Raw genomic sequence first — 18,950 nt, forward strand, 5'->3', positions numbered from 1 at the left:
GGATGAGCTGTATATGCTGTAGCTACAACTGTTAACTCACGGCCACCAGAAGGCACATTTGTTGCCTCTGCTTTTACTTGAGTAGCAGGTTTTTCTTGTGCTGCTGCCTGAACAGGTGCTTCAGCTTGAGCGGGAGCCTGCGTTTCTTGTTTTTCAATAACAGGTGCTGTACCTGTTAAGAACGGAACATGAACATAAGCCGTTTTTCCATTATATTCGAATTGTAACCACCCATTTTGTACTTGGTTCGTTGTTTCGATCATATCGTCTTTCTTAAGCGTACCAAGAATTTCTGAGTTCGTGTTTGCTTCAGCACGTACGTTTAATACGTTTGCTGTTACGTAGTAGATGCTTTTTGTGAAATCTGAACTTACGAATGCGTCTTTCCCATTTAATTTGATTTGTGACCATCCGTTTTCTGTATTTGTAACATCTAATTTATTACCGTTTAATAATTTACCGACAACTTGTGATTCAGTAGTTGGGTTCTCGCGTACGTTTAATACATCCGTTGTTACAACAGTTTCTGCTTTAGCAGAAGTAGTGAAAATCCCAAGACCAAAAACCGCTGCTGTTGCTATACCAATTAATTTTTTCATGAATAGCCTCCATTCGCTTTGTTTTCGTGTCCTCATTATAGCAACAGTTTTTTTGGGAATTTAGAAAATCACACAATTACAAACCATTCGTAATAAATTATTAATAGTTTGTAATATAAAATTGAATGTAAAAAATAGATTTCTATCTGTATTTGTATGAGTTTTACTAGAAACTTTCTCCTTATTGAATAAATATTATTTTACATGAAAAATAATAGTGTTACTTCTCTGTTACAATACACATGGGAACATTACGATTTTTAACCGCACCATGTCTTATTTAAGACATTATATATTCATTTGAAACCGAAAAGGACAGCTGTCCTACTAAACAGCTGTCCTTTTCGATTTCTTATTGAATTTTCTTTTTCCATATCCCTATCATAAGAGCCGATACAATAGATCCTATTAATATAGAAAGAATATATAACATCGGTTTATTTACTAACATAATGACAAACAACCCACCATGAGGAGCTGGTAATGTAATTCCAAATAACATCGATAACGCACCAGCAAGACCCGATCCAACAACACAACTTACAATCACACGGATTGGATCCGCTGCTGCAAATGGTATTGCTCCTTCTGTAATAAATGATGCTCCCATAATATAGTTTGTCAAACCCGACTTACGCTCTGCTTCTGTGAATTTCGTTTTAAAGAATGTAGTTGCAAATGCAATCGCAAGCGGCGGTACCATTCCACCCGCCATAACAGCTGAATGCACACCAAAGTTTCCAGCCTCAATTGCGGCAATACCAAATGTAAATGCTGCTTTATTAATCGGACCACCCATGTCAACAGCCATCATGCCACCTAAAATAAGTCCTAACAATATCGCATTTGTACCGCCTAAACCATTTAACCAACCCGTTAATGCTTCGTTTAAAGCAACTACAGGTGGATTCACAATTTTTAACATGAGTATACCTGTAATTAATAATCCAAATACCGGATATAATAAAACAGGTTTAATTCCCTCTAACTGTACTGGTAAATTTGCAAATAGTTTCTTTAAACCAAGAACAACATATCCTGCTAAGAAACCAGCAATTAATCCACCTAAAAAGCCTGCATTTGCTTGCGCTGCTAAAAAACCACCGATAATACCTGGCATAAATCCTGGGCGATCTGCGATAGAACTAGCAATAAATCCTGCTAGTATTGGAACAAGGAATGCAAACGCTCCTGTTTTCCCTCCACCAATGCTCATCAAAACTTCCGCAATTGGTCCTTCCGCTTTAATTCCACCAAAGAAAAACGCAAGCGCAATTAAAATCCCACCTCCAACTACGAACGGTAACATATTACTTACACCATTCATTAAATGCTTGTATATACCAAATCCTTTTTCTTTTTCAGTCACCTCTGCCTTTCCACTTTCTTTTATCCCTTTAAAAACCGGAGCATCTTGACTTACAGCACGCTGAATGAGCTGTTCTGATTTTCGAATACCATCTGCAACTGGCACTTGAATGACATGCTTTCCAGCAAAACGATTCATCTCTACTTGTTTATCCGCCGCAACAATAACTGCTGTTGCACGCTCAATATCCTCTTTTGTTAATCCATTTTTCACACCAGTTGACCCATTTGTTTCTACCTTAATCGCAACTCCTAATTCTGCTGCTTTTGCTTTTAAGCTATCTGCAGCCATATATGTGTGAGCGATACCAGTCGGACACGCTGTGACAGCTAACACGTATGGTTCATTTCCCTCAGGCTTTACTGTCTCATTTTGCACTTCTTGTTCATTCTCTTTTTCATCAAACAAACGAAGGATTGCTTCTTTACTTGTAGCTTCTAAAAGTTGTTTCCGAAACTTCTCATCCATTAGTAACGTAGATAAACGGGATAAAGTTTCTAAGTGCATATGATTTGCCCCTTCACTAGCAGCAATCATAAAGAATAAATGCGCAGGTTGTCCATCAAGTGATTCATAATTGATACCGCTTACACTTCGACCAAAACAAATAGCAGGTTGTTTGACCGCTTTTGTTTTGGCATGTGGGATAGCAATCCCTTCCCCAATTCCAGTTGTACTTTGCATTTCACGCTGTAAAATAGCATCTTTAAATTCTGATCTACTATTTAACCTTCCTGCCTTCTCTAATTTCTCCACTAATTCATCGATGACAGCTTCTTTAACTGAAGCTGTCAAATCCATGATGATTGTATCCCTTTTTAAAATCTCTGTAATTTTCATATGCTGTTCCCCCTACCGCTTTGTAATGATTACTTGGGATAATAATTCTTCCACTTTATCTTTTGTACACAAATCTGCAGAAAATGCTGTTGCACTCCCTGTTGCAACACCGTAACAAAATGCTTCTATCACATCTTTTGTTTTTTCATACATCCCTACAAATCCTGCAACAAGAGAATCTCCTGCTCCAACAGAATTAATGACTTTTCCCTTTGGAACAGTCGCTTCATATACTCCCTCACTTGTGAATAATAAAGCACCATCACCTGCCATAGAAACAATTACATTCTGTACACCTTGCTCAATTAATTTTTTGCCATATGGAAGAATTTCTTCCACTGTTGAAAGCTTTTCTCCGAATAGTTCTCCAAGTTCATGATGATTTGGTTTTATTAAGAACGGTTTATTTTTAATTACATGTTCTAGGGCACTACCACTCGCGTCAACAACTACTTGAATACGATGCTCTACTCCATAAGCAGCTATTGTCTCATAGAATGTTTTCGGAACAGAAGAAGGTATACTACCAGCTAATACAACACAATCTCCGGCCTGCATACTCTCAATTTTCTTCATTAGCTGGTCAAACTGTTCATCCGTAATAATCGGACCTTGTCCATTTAATTCTGTTTCTTCCTGTCCTTTTATTTTCACGTTAATTCGTGAATCCCCATCTACTTGAACGAAATCAGTTGTAACACTTTCCCTTTGCAAAGCTTCCTTAATAAATTGTCCTGTAAACCCTCCCGTAAAACCAAGAGCTGTATTCTGAACACCAAGGCGATGAAGCACGCGAGAAACATTAATCCCTTTCCCTCCAGGGAATTTCATATCTTTCTCCGCCCGATTCACTGTCCCTAACGTGAAAGGATTCACTCGGATAACATAATCAATGGATGGATTTAAAGTAACTGTATAAATCATTGTTTATCAACCTCAATTACATTTGTTTTTCTTTTATATTCTTCTAACTCTTCTTCTAATACATTTGTAATAATCCTTGCCTCTTCGATATTCGCGATTTTCGCAAATGCAACTTCTGAAAATTTACTTTCATCTATTAAAAAGTAACCTTCATTTGCTAATGTTAATGCCATTTTTTTCAGCAATGCTTCCTCCGGATCCGGCGTTGTATATCCAAGTTGTTCATGTACACCATTTGCTCCTAAGAAACACTTATCAAAACGATATTTCTGTATACTTTCCTGTGCCATGGCACCAATTAAAGCTTTCGTTCGGCTCTTCATCATTCCACCAAGCAAATAAGCCCGAATATTATTTTCAACTAATGCTTCAATATGCATAAGTCCATTTGTAACAACTGTAACGTCTTTATTTGTTAAATACGGAATCATTTCAAACGTTGTACTCCCCGCATCTAAATAAATACAATCTCCTTGCTCAACAAATGATGCAGCATAACTTGCAATTTGTTGCTTTATTTGAATGTTTTTGGATGATTTTTCAACCATTGTCGGCTCTTGACCTTTTCCGGTTAATATCGCAGCTCCGCCATGCACTCTTTTTAATAGACGCTGCTTTTCTAGTTGTGCTAAATCACGACGAATTGTTGATTCTGAACTCTGCGTTCTTTCAACTAATTGTTGTAATTTCACAACTTTGCATTCCTTTACAAGCTTTAAAATAAGCTGATGACGTTCAGGCGTTAACATATTATTCACCTCTTCTTTGATTACAGTATAATGAAAACGAATTCAAAAATCAACCAAAAACATTCAAAATTAATCACAAACGATCAAAATCGATTAAAAGTAATCAAAACAGCCTTCTTGAGGCATATCAAGAAGGCTGTTTTACATTATCTTATCCTTTATAGTGACGCTCTATAAATTGCTACCACGTCTTCTTTATTTAACTTTTTGAAATGACCGAATTCACCATAAACCATCGCTTTATCTGCCATTAAATCGACTTCAGCTTCTCCAATTCCATAATCAGCTAATCGAGTCGGCGCTTCAATAGACGTCCAAAATTGACGTAAAGCTTCAATCCCTTCTAAGGCAATTTCCTTATCTGTTTTCCCTTCCTCTTCTACATGAAAGACACGCACCGCAAACTGTTTAAAACGCTCAACATTTTCATCTAGAACATGTTTCATCCAATTTGGGAATAAAATTGCTAAACCTCCGCCATGTGGTATGTCATGCACGGCCGAAACAGCATGCTCAATATTGTGCGTTGCCCAATCTCCTCGTACACCCATTGCTAAAATACCGTTTAACGCCATCGTTCCACAATATAAAATCGTTTCTCGATACTCATAATTTTCCAAATCATTTAGAAGCTTGGGAGCCGTTTCAATGACCGTTTTTAAAATAGACTCGCAATAACGATCTTGTAATTCTGTATTTGTACCTTGATGAAAATATTGTTCCAATACATGCGACATAATATCAACCATGCCATAAATTGTTTGATTCCTTGGTACAGAAGTTGTATGGACTGGATCTAAAATAGAAAATTGCGGGAATGTAACAGGGCTTCCCCATCCATACTTTTCATTTGTCTCCCAATTCGTAATCACGGATCCCGCATTCATTTCAGAACCTGTCGCCGCAAGAGTCAGTACTGTACCAAACGGTAAAGCTTCACTAGCGAACGCTTTCTTTGTCACAATATCCCATACATCTCCGTCATATTTACTCCCCGCAGCAATTGCCTTTGTACAATCAATTACACTTCCCCCACCAACCGCTAAAATAAATTCAATTCTATTTTCTTTACACATTTTAATTCCTTTATTTACAGTCGACAAACGAGGATTCGGCTCCACACCTGTTAATTCAAACATTTCTGCATCCATTTCTTTTAGAATAGAAATTACATTCTCATATATACCATTTCGTTTAATACTTCCTCCTCCGTATACGAGAAGAACCTTTTTACCAAACTGTGGAATTTCATTTTTTAACTGCTCTAATTGTCCTTTTCCAAAAATAAGCTTTGTCGGATTACGAAATACAAAATTTTGCATTCTCTCAACCACCCTTCTTTATTAAAAGCAACTATATTTTTGTATACCATACTTTTCTCATTTCTCCAAAATATTTGCTCCAATAAAAAATCTCAGCCAAAGAGGCTGAGATTTTTTATTGGTAATAAGGTGAGATCATTAAGTAAACAATAACACCAGAAAGACTTACGTATAACCAAATTGGCATCGTCCAACGCACAATTTTACGATGACGTGTTAATTGATTTGTAAATCCAAATACAAGTGAGAACAGCGCAAGCGGTACAATGATTGCCGCAAGAAAAATATGCGTAATTAAAATAAAGAAGTACACATATTTAATAATTCCTTCTCCACCGAAATGCGTTGCTGGCGCTAGGTAATGATACGTTAAATATGAAACACAAAATAACAATGTTGTTGTAAATGCTGCAAGAATAAAACCGCGGTGCATTTTCACATTTTTTTTAATAATAGAGAACAAAGCTGCCACTAAAAATACAAATGTAAAGCTATTAAAAATTGCATTTAACAACGGCAAAATTGTTACGTCAAAATGTACTTCTCCTTTGTAACCAACAGGTCCAAAAAACAAAAATAAAATAATCGCATTGACAATTACAGAAAGCGTTATCACAATAGGAGCATAGCTTTTCTGATTTGTTGAATGATCCACCAAATTGTTCACTCCTTCTTCTTCCACATATGTATAATTAACCTCACTATTTTAACATATTATTCACAGTGAAAATGTGACAATAGTTTGACACAGTAAGGTCAAGCAAAGAAAAAATCCTCCTTAACTATACTTCTTAAGAAGGATTTTATCGCTTTATTATTGAAATAGCAACGCGATTAGTTTTTGTTAAAAAACAGATCGCTATATGCTTGAAAAATTTCAGACACTTGATATCCCATTAATGAAATTGCTGTTAATGAAAAGAAACCAATCATAAAAAATCGAATCCACATATAAATCTCCTCCTTGTATTTAGCTTATAATACATGTGCTATATAACAAGTTGGATAACAATCTTCTTCCTCGCCTTCTTTTTTCTTTACAATCGCTGTTATAAAACGAATCATAAAGAATGTAACAAACGGAAGTTCTTCGTAATTTATATTGGCATAGCTTAGTAACGGCTCCCGTTGTAAATCAGATGGGGATGAGAAAGAATAGAACATACCTTGCTCTTCTATATATACAATGACAACTTTCATACAAAATAATATCCCGAGAAACGAAACAATATCTTGCCAATCTGTCGTATATAAAAAATTATAAAGATCTAATACGTACTCTTCCATCATCATCCCCCCTTTCTTTTTTACCATTTTCCTCGCCTTTGTATAAAAAGTCAAGAAAAATGTTTTATATACACTGTGTAAATAGTGATTATATGATTTCCACTTGTACATCTTGCTCCTGTAATACTTGAACGATTAACTCCAGTACCATATTTTGCATTAAATGGTACATTTTTTTCTGAGGCGTATTTTTCTCTACGGTATACTCAATACGCTGTAAAACATAACCTTCCACAAGTAAAATCCCTTTTTCAACCGTTACCGGATTCTGTTTTGCATTTATAGCTTCTGATAGTAAGACTTTACTTTCTGTCAAAATAATCTCCTGTGAAACCCTTTTAATTCTTGTGACTTTTTCCTTAAACATTACTATTTCTTGCAAACTAATCTCAGTTTTGTATTTTCCTATTTCTATTGGTAATTTCGTCGTTATATAATCACTGGATTTGTTATCTTTTCTCTGTTTTGATATCAAATTGTGCATAGGAACCCACAAAGACTGTTCCATACTATCATTTTCAATATACCTAACGTCTTCCTGACTAGGACCCTCTAGAAGTACCCTCTTTTCAAAAAGCTTTGAAGAAACTAAACAACAATAGGGCTCTTCATAATAATGATGTACTGTAGCTAACAACTTTGTATCTAACTCATAAAACACTTTATTCGTTTCGCTATGAAATACAAATACCTCTTCATCTTTATTACTTACTATAGGCGGGTTTGAAAAACTAGACACTTCAGCAACAGTAGAAAATGGAGTTTTCACTACCATAGAATGTACTATACTTCCTATTTTTAATTCAGTATGTGAATTCTCCTCTTTCTTCAACTCCTGAAGTTCATTTTCCTCTTTCTTCAACTCCTGAAATTCATTCTCCTCTTTCTTCAACTCCTGAAATTCATTCTCCTCTTTCTTCAATTCTTGAATCTCCTTATATTTAGAAAAAAATTTTTCCGCCATTTTATTATCAATCCACGGCTTATTCATCATCAATCACTCCCTAACTGATGAATTAAAAAACATATGTATTTCTTTTCATATACACAACCGTTTTCAACATTATATATGTTTTATAACAATAAAAAAGACATCATCTTTTGTATGAAAGACGATGTCTTTTTCTATTTTATGCTCGCACTTGCTGTACTTGCAATACTTGCAAAGTAAGGTCTAGTACAATTTTTTCACGTAGTGTATCAAACGGTTCATTTAAATTTGTAGGGCATGGTGAAAAATCAAGTTCAAAGAAATTAGCACTAATTAATTCACAAAATGGTTGTTTGTTATAAAACACCGAATTCCCAAAAAAATCACTTATCTAATCGAGAAAAATCACCATTCTTAGGATTAATAAAGTGAGAAGTAGCTTCTGAAGAAGCTGCGATTAGAAGCTCTGTAAAAAAGTCACCTGCTGTTAAATCGGCAAACCCAGAAAAATTAACATTAGCAACACGATCAACTAGAGTTCCATTACACTCATCAGATGCATATTCAATATTTTTACGAATATAGCCTTATACAAATAATTTTGCTCTTGTAACGCGGCGATAATTCGTACCTGCTACTGAAGTAAAAGCTGCAGGAACTAACTTACATTGTGTTAAAAATACATTTTTCAATACACGTTTAATTTCGAAAGCTGGAGGATTTAACGGAATAGTCGATTCTACAACAATTTGAAGCGTTCTCTCAGCTAAAACAACTGGTACTTTTATCAATGCGTTTGGCGTAACAATTGGTGCTGCTGCATTGGTTAATGGCGTTTGAGTTTGTCCCTTCACTGGACATGGTACATTAATCGGACATTGTTCACTCATATTTAATATTCTCCTTTTTATAATAATTTTAGAGTTTTTTAAACTCTTTACTCTATAATGTATGTATTTTTTATAGCAATGCGTGGGTTTCCGTAATAGACTCTTTTACTATTTTATTGATAGAAATAAAATTCACTTTTTAATAGGCAATCTTACATATATGATAGAAGCCTTTATAAATACTTACCTACTATTTTAAAAACTCGTTTGATAGCCCGTATATGCATACACCTAAAAAGAATTCTCAATCTCTTTTCTTACATACCTTCTAACGATTGACAATATCATACAAATTTTATACCATATTTTTATGATATTTTTCTTAAAAGGCTGCTTATTCTACATAATAACGTATAATCTATATGAACAAATTCATATGATTAATAGATAAGTGTGTATGAATAACCATGTAGATTATTATAAAATGGAGGGGTTTTTTATGTCTGTCTATGCACCACACGAAATTACTGAGTTGGCCGCCAACTCAGGTAAAAAGAAAGCATCTTTACCACTACTACCGATGTTAATTCTCGGATTTTTTGGCGGCGCTTTCATAGCATTTGGATATTTACTCGATATTCGTGTCATTGGAACAATGCCAAAATCTTTTGGATCACTTACTAGTTTTTTAGGCGCTGCTGTTTTCCCTATTGGCCTTATACTCGTTATCCTTGCTGGTGGTGAACTATTAACTGGTAACATGATGACCGTACCGATGGCTTGGTTTCAAAAAAAGATTACTTTCTCCAAAGTAGTAAAGAACTTATTGATTATTACAATTAGTAATTTTATTGGTGCGGTTTTCGTTGCTTATTTCTTTGGCCATGTCGTTGGATTAACTGAAGGACAATTTTTAGCAAAGACCGTGTCTATCGCACAAGCCAAACTACATGATACACCCGTACAAGCATTCTTCTCTGCTATTGGATGTAACTGGCTCGTTTGTTTAGCTGTTTGGCTTAGTATGGGAAGTAAAGAGTTTAGCGGAAAAATCATTGGCATTTGGTTTCCTGTCATGACCTTTGTTGCCATTGGATTTCAACACGTTGTTGCCAATATGTTTGTAATTCCAGCTGCTATCTTCGCTGGTCATCTAACTTGGATGGAATACTTCCCTAATTTTATTGTTGTCTTCTTAGGGAATTTAGTAGGTGGTATGCTGTTTGTTGCTTTACCTTACTTTTTAACTTATAAAAAACAACTATCACCTCAAAATGAAACAGCTGAATTAAAGAAAAAATCTGTATCTGCTTAAGATAAAAAGAACAGGTCGTACAGACTCAATCAGACCTGATTTACACAAAATCAATATATGAACAAGTGACTAAAAAGAAAGGTATGCTTCTATTTTGAATTTAACGTACCTTTCTTTTTTATTTCACAATAGCTAGTTTAAAGTAAATAAAACTTTATTTCCTCTAAACTGATTATCATTTTCATCCAATGATGGTATAATTCTCGCTATCAATGGATAAACTTGAGTTGTTTTCTTCTATAAAACGAAACTCGTGTACGATACATTTTTCAAATTTTTTATGAATCTACCTGCGTACACTTGTTCTCTACACTTTTATACGTTATAATAACAACTTAAATAGTATTACATATGAGGTGAAGAAATGAATAAAACTGAATTAATTAAAAATGTAGCACAAACAGCTGAAATTTCTCAAAAAGAAGCTACTGTAGTTGTACAATCTGTAGTAGAATCAATCACAAACACTTTAGCTGCTGGTGAAAAAGTACAACTTATCGGATTCGGTACATTTGAAGTTCGTGAAAGAGCTGCTCGTACAGGCCGTAACCCACAAACAGGTGAAGAAATGCAAATCGCAGCTTCAAAAGTACCTGCTTTTAAAGCTGGTAAAGAATTAAAAGAAGCAGTAAAATAATAAAAAACAGCTTTCTCATAAACGAGAAAGCTGTTTTTTTTATTTTGAGACTCTTTCTAAAAAATCACTTCTATCCTAATGCTTTCTAAATTCATGTAAAAATTATACTACTCTCTTGTACTCTCTAATTGATGAAATGAATCCTATTATAAATAACATTCCCCGGTACGTTTACTAGAATTAAATAAAAAAACAAGCTAGATGAGATACTAGCTTGTTCCATTACGCTTTTGAAAATCGTTCAAACACCGTCATTAATTCTTCAATTGCTTCGTCTCCATTACCATCTTTAATAGCACTAGAAACACAATGATTCGTATGATTTTTAAGTATCCCCATTCCAACCTTCTTCATCGCTGCATTAATAGCTGAAATTTGCACTAAAATATCAACACAATAGCGATCATTTTCGACCATGTTCTGGATACCACGCACTTGCCCTTCAATTCTCTTTAATCTATTCATGATTTGTTCTTTTTCTTTATCCGATCGATGAGTAGTAGCCTTTTCATTTTCTTTATGATTCATTTTATCACCTTCTTAAAATTTCTACCGTATTAACAAATAGATATTTATAACAAATCTATTCAAATTCTATCTATATGTAATAACATCTAATCGGAGTATAACATTTATAACATAAAATATACATATGGATATACTCTATATCAAAATCCACTACAAAGTACCATGATCTTCTTAACTTATACTAAACCTTGAAAGCAATTCCCACACAAGTTCACTTTCATAAACCTTTACAATTCAACAACAAGTAAAAAAATCCAGATAGCAATTTATTACTATCTGGATTTCTTTTTTATGCCTGTTCTTCAAATAGGCGTACTATTTCTATAATCACTTGAACAGCCTTTTCCATATTATCTACAGAAACATACTCAAATTTACCGTGGTAGTTTTCCCCGCCAGTAAAAATATTTGGTGTTGGCAAGCCCATATATGATAATTGAGATCCATCTGTTCCCCCGCGGATTGGTTGGATATTTGGCTCGATATCTAAGTTTTTCATTGCCTCATAAGCAATATCAACAATTTCTCTAACTGGTTCAATTTTCTCAAGCATATTGTAATATTGATCTTTTATCTCAAGAATAATATTTTCTTCACCATATTTTTCTTGCATCTGTTTTGTAATATTCGTGATTTTATCTTTACGAGCCTCGAAGTTATCACGGTCAAAATCTCGAATAATGTAATGAGATTTACTTTGCTCAACATCACCATTTACAGAAATAAGGTGATAAAAGCCTTCATGTCCCTCTGTATATTCTGGTGCCTCTTCTGCTGGTAACTGTCCATGAAATTCCATTGCTAACTTACTTGCATTGAGCATTTTATTTTTTGCTGTGCCAGGATGCGTATTATTTCCTTTAAAAATTAACTTTGCGCTTGCTGCGTTGAAGCTTTCATACTCTAGCCCCCCGAGTGGACCTCCGTCCATTGTATAAGCAAAAGACGCTCCAAAAGCTTTCACATCAAAATGAGATGGGCCACGACCGATTTCCTCATCAGGCGTAAATGCTACTCTAATCTTCCCATGTTTAATTTGTGGGTTATGTAATAAGTAATTCATGGCAGTCATAATTTCTGTAATACCAGCTTTATCATCTGCACCAAGAAGTGTTGTTCCATCAGTCGTAATTAAAGTATGATCCTTATATGATGGTAGTTCTGGGAATAACTCCGGCGTTAAAATTACATTTAATTCTTGGTTCAACGTAATGGCCTTACCATCAAAATTTTCGTGAATTTGCGGTTTCACATTCTTTCCTGTAAAATCAGTCGCTGTATCTAAGTGAGCTAAAAAGCCAATTACAGGAACATCTTTACCCGTATTCGCAGGAAGTGTTGCCATTACATAGCCATTGTCATCCATCGTTACTTCTGTCAAACCAATTTGTTTTAATTCTTCAACTAGTAATTTCCCGAACTCAATTTGTCCAGGTGTTGATGGTACTGTCTGGCTTTCTTCATTCGATTGTGTATCTACCTTCACATATCTCGTAAATCTTTCTATAATTTCTTGTTTCAAATTCGTTCACTCCCTTTTCATAAATCTCTCTTTATTATAATCCTTAAACCGAAACATTTTAACTTTTTTGACTGTAATAGCATCATTTTCACACGATTCACTAAAAATAGGTCTGACAATGAGAACGGTTTCGATTCATAATTAAAAATTAGATATGGAAGCGAAAGCTGACAAAAACGACCTCAGATTTTTATACCTACGCTGTTTTTATTTCTCTATATGCATGAGTACGATTCTCCATCCATCCGGATCTTCTATTGTAATACCTTTTTCTTTCCAGTACGGATTTTCTGGCTCAACTTCATCATAGCCCATTGCATGTAACCTACTATTTACTTTTTCAATTTCAGCTTTATTAGGCATATAAAATACAAGTAAATTATCCTTTGTTGGAGCTGGGCATGGACTACCATTCATATGCCTTGTAAACTCTAAATGATATTCTGCATCAGGTAATCCAAACATAATTCCATCATACCCTTCATGATTATGAAACTCACCTATACGTTTTAAACCTAGTCCTTCTTCATAAAATGTGATAACTTCTTCAAATTTATCTGTCGGGCGTGCAATTCTAAACTGAACCCAATTCTTCATACATTCCCCTCCCTATAAAATATCATTATGCTCTTATCTATTAATATAAATGAGTCCCGCATTTATTAAATCCCTCATTCGTATGAAAATGAAGTAGCACAAAAGGGTAATCGTGCTTGGAGTAAAAAGCATTACACTTTCTACATCGCCTAAAAACAGTTCACATGTATTTATAATGTGCGTAATAAAATGGTGATAACCGTTCTACTAAACTTTAAAATTCATCTTAACGGGAGGAAATGGAATGTACCAAAACAATCGAAAAAGAAAATGGAACGAGCCTTCCAAAGCAATCCCGTTTTCTCTTTTAGAGGTAAAAAATGAACTAAAGAAAAAAAGTAAAAGCAATTCCCCTTCCCTTAAAACGTATACATTAACTACAGAAGAGAAAATGCTCATTTATAAAATTAAAGAACAAACAAAACTGCTTAACAAAAATAATGTAACGAGGACACGTGCTTATTATCAGTTTTACCTCCGGCACCCTGAGATACATTGGGCCCTGCTTGGACATATGGTATCACGTAATGGTGGGTGGAATATGACAGATTTAAAAGGCGATTTATATACAAGGCTGTTATCAGAAAAAGATCAGCTTGCCTTTTTCTCTTTTTTAGAACGCGGAAATTGGTTAATCTTCCAAGATGTGTATCCGCAATTTTTATTATATGAACAAAGTATCCAAAAATCTAAAGGACTATTCCACCTTCTATCATATCTCAATGTATCAACATTTATGGAAACAATGTGGAACTTTTTTTGGCGAACAGGCAATTGCTATACATTAGCCATCGCGACAATTATTAATGAACAAAGTTATTTAGAAAAAAGGGTAATACAAAATGCTCATTTTAAAAAGACGGTACTAAATAGCGTTGGATTTAAACTCTTTGACTTCTTCCTTTTTAATCACATCCTTTTTCCATTCTATGAAGATGAGACTAAGCAAAAAATATTACTATTTGGTGATACAATGAAACATTTCACTTCCGTGCATGAGCGGATTCTGCTCGGCAAACGGTTATACTCATTGTTATTTCGTAACGAACATATTTTACCTAAAGTGATACATTGGGCTCATGATCATCCACATACTGGATCGCGAAAAGATTACTGGCCTCATTTATTTTCTAGTGTAAACGAATCCTTTTCCCGTGAGTTTTATCGACGTAGAATAAAAAAATGTCAATTACGAAAAGATGCAGATCGTTTATACAGTCCAGCATTACTTTACGCTTGGAAAGACTTTAAACATACAGAAGCGGAAAAAGAAGACTGGTTTGAAGATTGGCACATCGTGGACTATTTAATTGATAAAGGAGAAAATAGTAATGGAAAGATTGAGAATGACTATTGCAAAACGCTTGAAAAAATTGAACTTGCCATTCTCGCAAAGAAAAATATCCTTCTCAGAGAAAAAGAAACAGAAGAGTAATCATCTAGCGTTTGTCGTCACGATCATTCTCTCCTGTTTCATCGGAACATATTTAGACTTCCTATTTGTCAGTAAACAAATGTATGCCTTCCCAGTAAGGCCATTCCCTACTATATTTACAATCAACATTGCTTTTACATTATTAATATTACCGAGCTTTACTGCTCTCTTTTTACATATTGCAAAGATGTTGTCTACATTTTCAAGAATTCTATTTATTATTTTAATTGGAATTTGCGCGAGCATAACCGAACAAATCACCGAAAGTTTAGGATTGTTCACTCATAGTGAAAACTGGTATCATACATATTCTTTGTTTGGATATATGATTTTCATGTTTTTTATATGGAAATTTTATCAGTGGCTGCGATAATAAAACAAACTCTTTTCACATATTGCTTCACAGTAAATATTTTTTTACAATTTCTTCAATCACGTAAGGTAGCACCTAAGATTGTTATGCTCTTTTTCATTCTGCTGTTTCTCCCTTTCCTTGCATAAACTGTAGTGTTTGTGAGAATAGCGTATTACGATTCTTTTCATAAACAGCCCAATGTGTTGCATCAGGAATTACCACTTCTTTTTTTTGCTCTGTACCTGTTAATTTCGACATCACATTTCGATCTGCAAATATGTCATCTTCTCCATAAATGACAAGTACTGGAACGGTAATTTTAGATACATCATATAGAGGTTGATTTTTCCAAATGTAAAATAAATCCTCTAGTGGACCAATTGGGCGGCGAATAGTTTGATTATTCTTCTTACTCATAGGATCCGAACTGATAAACACTTGTTTTACGGCATCCATTGCTTCATTTGTAACGATTTTTTTCTGTCCCATCATCATATGCCAATGGTGCATTCCTTTATCAAAGTCCACCATTTGATAGGCTGATGCTTCAGGATTAAATTGATTAGGTTGTGATGGATTTTCAAGAGGTTTTGTCATCATAGGAAGTATGAACCCATGCATATATCCGTATAAAACAAGTTTATTAATATCTTGAGGATGGGATATCGCATAATTTCCAGCGACAACGCCTCCATATGACCATCCAACAATATGAATTTTTTTTACATCCCTCTTCTTTTTGATCCAATTTACAACTGTTTCTAGATCCTTAGTTGCATCATTCAAATGAATAACCGGACGGTTTTGGGAAGGAGGTTCTGACATTTCTTTAGGGCGAGAAGAATGACCAAATCCTCGGAAATCCATGGCCCAAGTATCATATCCTTTTTTAGCATACTCATCCATCCACGAATATTTTGGCACATCAAATGCTTCCGCTGTAGGCACACTAAACGGTTCTAAAAATAAAACAATTTCATCAGATGTATACTGTTTTTTATGTTCTAAACTTTTATGGAGCAAAAACAATTTTTCTTCTCCTTGTTGAATTTCTAATTCTTGTTTTACTACTTTAGAAGTCGGAGTCTTTTGAGAGGTTTCTTTTATGCTAGAACAACCAGACATAAGCGTCATAAAAATAATTCCTACTGAAATAATATATATCCATTTTCTTTTCATTAAAAACTCCCTTTCATCTCTTTGAAATAATTGCTATCATACCCGCTGCAATAATTTACCCAAGCTGGTAATCCCTTTATAAATAGTACCGCAACAAGAGTTCCTACTAAGACTCCTACGCCTTTTCCTCCTATATATGACACAATGAAGCCTATAAAAATGGATCCTATTTGAAACCTCCTTTATATGTAGTCTTCACCTCAAGAAAGATTGCCTGCTAGAACTTTCCTTATATAAAGATAACCAGGAAATATGTGGTATTTGTGTGATATTTGTAAAAAAACAGAAAAAGAGAGTCCCTTTTTCCAAAAAGGGACTCTCTTTCTTTTTCAATTAAATAGTTTCTCCATGAGCTGAAAAAAGTTGAATAGCTTTAGCTTCCTGTTTTTCAATAGATTGATTAGTAACGCTAATTGATAAAATCCCTGTAAAAATCATTGCAGTTAAAGGTAGTTTTTTTATTTCGATTTCTATAATATGTAATTCTTTTTTTGCAACTATGTATACTCAAAATCCTTTCGATTTGTTTTTTGATGGTAAAACATGTTGCTCTACTCTTTCATATAAAGTAAGTAATTGTTTAATAAAAGAAAATTTCGTTGTTAGCCAATATGAAAATAACGCTGAAATACTTCCTATTAAAGCCCCTATTGCAACATCGAAAGGATAATGAACCCCTACCCAAATACGAGAGATAGCTACACAGAATGCAAGCACCAGCCACAGCCACCCAGTCTTTTTGCGGACAAGCCAAAATGAGAAACAAATTGAAAAAAACAGAATCGTATGGTCACTGGGAAATGAATTATCTACAGCATGATTGACAAGTTTATTAACATCAGGCAGTACTGCAAATGGTTGATAATTCGAATAAAATTCCCCTGCTATTTTTCCGATTATCTCAGCAGTGACGAAAGCAACCATCGCTTGAATAACCATCATCCTGTTTTTTCTAGATCCAGTAAACCATTGAACTACCCCCACCTACCTCTACATGAGCTTGAGGTGGGGGATTCTACTGTTTCTGCTCTCGCAAAAACACTTCCTCCCGTTCAACAAAAAGGATACAACGATTTAGAAATTCAGTAGTGTCCTTAGGCAAGACGACCTTTTTCTGTCTTCCGAGGAAAACAAAAAAGGTATAGCCACTTTCTTCCTATATCGAGGAGAAGACCACCTTGTCATGCATCCAGTTCCTAGACCTGTTATCTGCTCTGGTAACAAGCGTAAGAGACTGGGACAATGGGTGCTTTTTCATGATACAAACATTTTTGCTAGTTTTTTCTTTTCACCTTCAAGTAAGTCTAACCGCGCGATTTGTAATGCCTCTTTCGGCTGATTTACATTATATAACTGATAGAAATGATGGGTACGAATGTCCAGTCGATTGTTTAATTGATGCCAATGACTCCAGTGGTGCGCTTCTCTCTTTAGAATATAAGGCTGANNGATTGATGAATAGATATCCCGAGTTTTCGCATATATTTCATCTTTCCTGAGATAGAAGTGTAAGCTGGATTGACTTGAAAGACAGCCACGTCCATTTTATCCGCGCGATTCAGGATCGCGCTTGTCATCTTCGCATAAGCAAACAGGCTTTTCATCTGATTCGCTCGCTTATTTCCGTACCGATCTCCTGTCTTAGATCTTGTGGTATCTAACTTTTCTATGATAATCGGTTTATTATACCGTACTGCTAAGTCAACTAAGCCAATAACTTCTGCTTCGATTATCTTTGTGATTTGTCCAGTTGTTTTTCCAATAACTGAAAAATGGAAAGAACCACTCCCTTTATAATTTCCATCCTCCGTTACATGCGTCCATGCAAAGTGGTCTAGGTTACAATCTACACCAATGACACCATCCGCTTTACTGTAATTCGTGTGAGGGTTTTCCGGTACATCGACTAAACACTTTACAATGTAATACTCACCATGGTCTTCAACAGACCACGCAATCGGTTTTCCATGCTTTTTCTTATTCTTACACTGTACTTGGTTTGTGATCACTTCCTTAATGATTTCTTGTCCATACGGGAATGTGACAGCTGGAAGCATAACTAGTTTTCCTGTACTTGTCGTCATCCATAATTCCTGTTTCTCCATCACATATTGAAATACAAAATTTCCATGTTTGGCATCTTTACGACCAGATAGTGTAAGTTGTTTATTTCGTGCACGAGAAAATAAAGTTTTCCATTTGTCATGGTTCTGCACGAACTCATCGATTGTAAATTGAGACCGAAACAATTTTTTACTTCCAAACACCGCACTCGGAATATGCGTTTGATACGATTCAAGCTTCTGCTTTAAACGGTATTGCCGATGAGTCAAACGGCCGATTTTTACCTGAACCCTTTTGATTTGAACATCTAAGTACTGGTGTTCAAACAGATATTCATTCAGCCAAATCAATGTATCCTTTTTACGGGACAAGGAGATGATCTGGTTGTGCTTCGAAAAGCGGGCGTTTTTTGGGAACGTAATCCTTCCTTTTACGCAACTTTGTTTAATTTTACGAAGCTTTGTCCG

General features: G+C 34.9%; 16 protein-coding genes and 4 pseudogenes. 4 read left to right on the top strand and 16 right to left on the bottom strand.

The window, feature by feature from the left end; all coding sequences use genetic code 11:
* The 9 genes and pseudogenes from COO03_RS19690 to COO03_RS19735 form a co-directional block, all read right to left on the bottom strand.
* Positions 1–599 (bottom strand): SH3 domain-containing protein (locus tag COO03_RS19690; RefSeq protein ID WP_097898788.1); only part of this gene is annotated, 599 nt, incomplete at its 3' end.
* A 352-nt stretch (positions 600–951) separates the two neighbouring features.
* Positions 952–2,808 carry a PTS fructose transporter subunit IIABC gene (locus COO03_RS19695; RefSeq protein WP_097898789.1) on the bottom strand — a complete coding sequence of 619 codons (1,857 nt, stop codon included), beginning with the start codon at positions 2,806–2,808 and terminating at the stop codon, positions 952–954.
* A 12-nt stretch (positions 2,809–2,820) separates the two neighbouring features.
* Positions 2,821–3,732 carry a 1-phosphofructokinase gene (gene pfkB / locus COO03_RS19700; RefSeq protein ID WP_097898790.1) on the bottom strand — a complete coding sequence of 304 codons (912 nt, stop codon included), beginning with the start codon at positions 3,730–3,732 and terminating at the stop codon, positions 2,821–2,823.
* On the bottom strand, positions 3,729–4,481 hold the full coding sequence (locus tag COO03_RS19705) for a DeoR/GlpR family DNA-binding transcription regulator (protein ID WP_097898791.1): 753 nt from the start codon (positions 4,479–4,481) through the stop codon (positions 3,729–3,731). Before COO03_RS19705 ends, pfkB begins: the two co-directional genes overlap by 4 nt.
* A gap of 158 nt (positions 4,482–4,639) precedes the next feature.
* The gene (locus COO03_RS19710; RefSeq protein ID WP_097898792.1) at positions 4,640–5,803 is read right to left on the bottom strand and encodes an iron-containing alcohol dehydrogenase; all 1,164 of its coding nucleotides are present in this window, start codon (positions 5,801–5,803) and stop codon (positions 4,640–4,642) included.
* A gap of 115 nt (positions 5,804–5,918) precedes the next feature.
* Positions 5,919–6,461: a DUF420 domain-containing protein gene (locus COO03_RS19715; RefSeq protein ID WP_097898793.1), complete on the bottom strand. Its 543-nt coding sequence runs from the start codon at positions 6,459–6,461 to the stop codon at positions 5,919–5,921.
* Between the two features lie 317 nt (positions 6,462–6,778).
* The gene (locus tag COO03_RS19725; protein WP_141523114.1) at positions 6,779–7,117 is read right to left on the bottom strand and encodes a hypothetical protein; all 339 of its coding nucleotides are present in this window, start codon (positions 7,115–7,117) and stop codon (positions 6,779–6,781) included.
* 61 nt (positions 7,118–7,178) lie between these two features.
* On the bottom strand, positions 7,179–8,084 hold the full coding sequence (locus COO03_RS19730; protein WP_306620730.1) for a BC_2427 family protein: 906 nt from the start codon (positions 8,082–8,084) through the stop codon (positions 7,179–7,181).
* A 136-nt stretch (positions 8,085–8,220) separates the two neighbouring features.
* Positions 8,221–8,911 (bottom strand): annotated as a pseudogene (locus COO03_RS19735) (CsxC family protein).
* A gap of 439 nt (positions 8,912–9,350) precedes the next feature.
* Here COO03_RS19735 and COO03_RS19740 point away from each other — a divergent pair.
* A complete protein-coding gene (locus COO03_RS19740) occupies positions 9,351–10,166 on the top strand; it encodes a formate/nitrite transporter family protein (protein WP_097898795.1) in 816 nt (271 codons plus the stop codon).
* Positions 10,167–10,530: 364 nt separating this feature from the next.
* Positions 10,531–10,803 carry an HU family DNA-binding protein gene (locus COO03_RS19745; protein WP_003199316.1) on the top strand — a complete coding sequence of 91 codons (273 nt, stop codon included), beginning with the start codon at positions 10,531–10,533 and terminating at the stop codon, positions 10,801–10,803.
* A 222-nt stretch (positions 10,804–11,025) separates the two neighbouring features.
* Here COO03_RS19745 and COO03_RS19750 read toward each other — a convergent pair whose 3' ends face one another.
* The 3 genes from COO03_RS19750 to COO03_RS19760 all read right to left on the bottom strand — a co-directional run bounded on the left by COO03_RS19750 (position 11,026) and on the right by COO03_RS19760 (position 13,450).
* Positions 11,026–11,331: a metal-sensing transcriptional repressor gene (locus COO03_RS19750; protein ID WP_097898796.1), complete on the bottom strand. Its 306-nt coding sequence runs from the start codon at positions 11,329–11,331 to the stop codon at positions 11,026–11,028.
* Between the two features lie 289 nt (positions 11,332–11,620).
* On the bottom strand, positions 11,621–12,853 hold the full coding sequence (pepT, locus tag COO03_RS19755; protein WP_097898797.1) for a peptidase T: 1,233 nt from the start codon (positions 12,851–12,853) through the stop codon (positions 11,621–11,623).
* Positions 12,854–13,060: 207 nt separating this feature from the next.
* Entirely contained in the window at positions 13,061–13,450 is a 390-nt protein-coding gene (locus COO03_RS19760) for a VOC family protein (protein WP_097898798.1), read from the bottom strand.
* Between the two features lie 244 nt (positions 13,451–13,694).
* On the opposite strand from COO03_RS19760, the gene COO03_RS19765 reads away from it, so the two are divergent.
* Together COO03_RS19765 and COO03_RS27775 are read left to right on the top strand one after the other, a co-directional pair.
* On the top strand, positions 13,695–14,885 hold the full coding sequence (locus COO03_RS19765) for a DUF2515 domain-containing protein (protein ID WP_097898799.1): 1,191 nt from the start codon (positions 13,695–13,697) through the stop codon (positions 14,883–14,885).
* Positions 14,782–15,258 (top strand): CBO0543 family protein, encoded by a 477-nt coding sequence (locus COO03_RS27775; protein ID WP_230322553.1) that lies wholly within the window; start codon positions 14,782–14,784, stop codon positions 15,256–15,258. Before COO03_RS19765 ends, COO03_RS27775 begins: the two co-directional genes overlap by 104 nt.
* Positions 15,259–15,354: 96 nt before the next feature.
* Here the strand turns inward: COO03_RS27775 and COO03_RS19775 are convergent, their stop codons facing one another.
* From COO03_RS19775 to COO03_RS27780, 4 genes and pseudogenes are all read right to left on the bottom strand, one after another.
* Positions 15,355–16,419 carry an alpha/beta hydrolase gene (locus tag COO03_RS19775; RefSeq protein WP_097898801.1) on the bottom strand — a complete coding sequence of 355 codons (1,065 nt, stop codon included), beginning with the start codon at positions 16,417–16,419 and terminating at the stop codon, positions 15,355–15,357.
* 13 nt (positions 16,420–16,432) lie between these two features.
* A pseudogene (locus tag COO03_RS19780) lies at positions 16,433–16,589 on the bottom strand (DUF441 family protein); the annotation flags it as partial.
* A 337-nt stretch (positions 16,590–16,926) separates the two neighbouring features.
* Positions 16,927–17,397, bottom strand: a pseudogene (locus COO03_RS19785) (undecaprenyl-diphosphatase); the annotation flags it as partial.
* Between the two features lie 276 nt (positions 17,398–17,673).
* Positions 17,674–18,950: pseudogene (locus COO03_RS27780) on the bottom strand (IS200/IS605 family accessory protein TnpB-related protein); the annotation flags it as partial.

The sequence above is a fragment of the Bacillus sp. AFS098217 genome (assembly GCF_002551815.1).
Lineage (GTDB): Bacteria > Bacillota > Bacilli > Bacillales > Bacillaceae_G > Bacillus_A.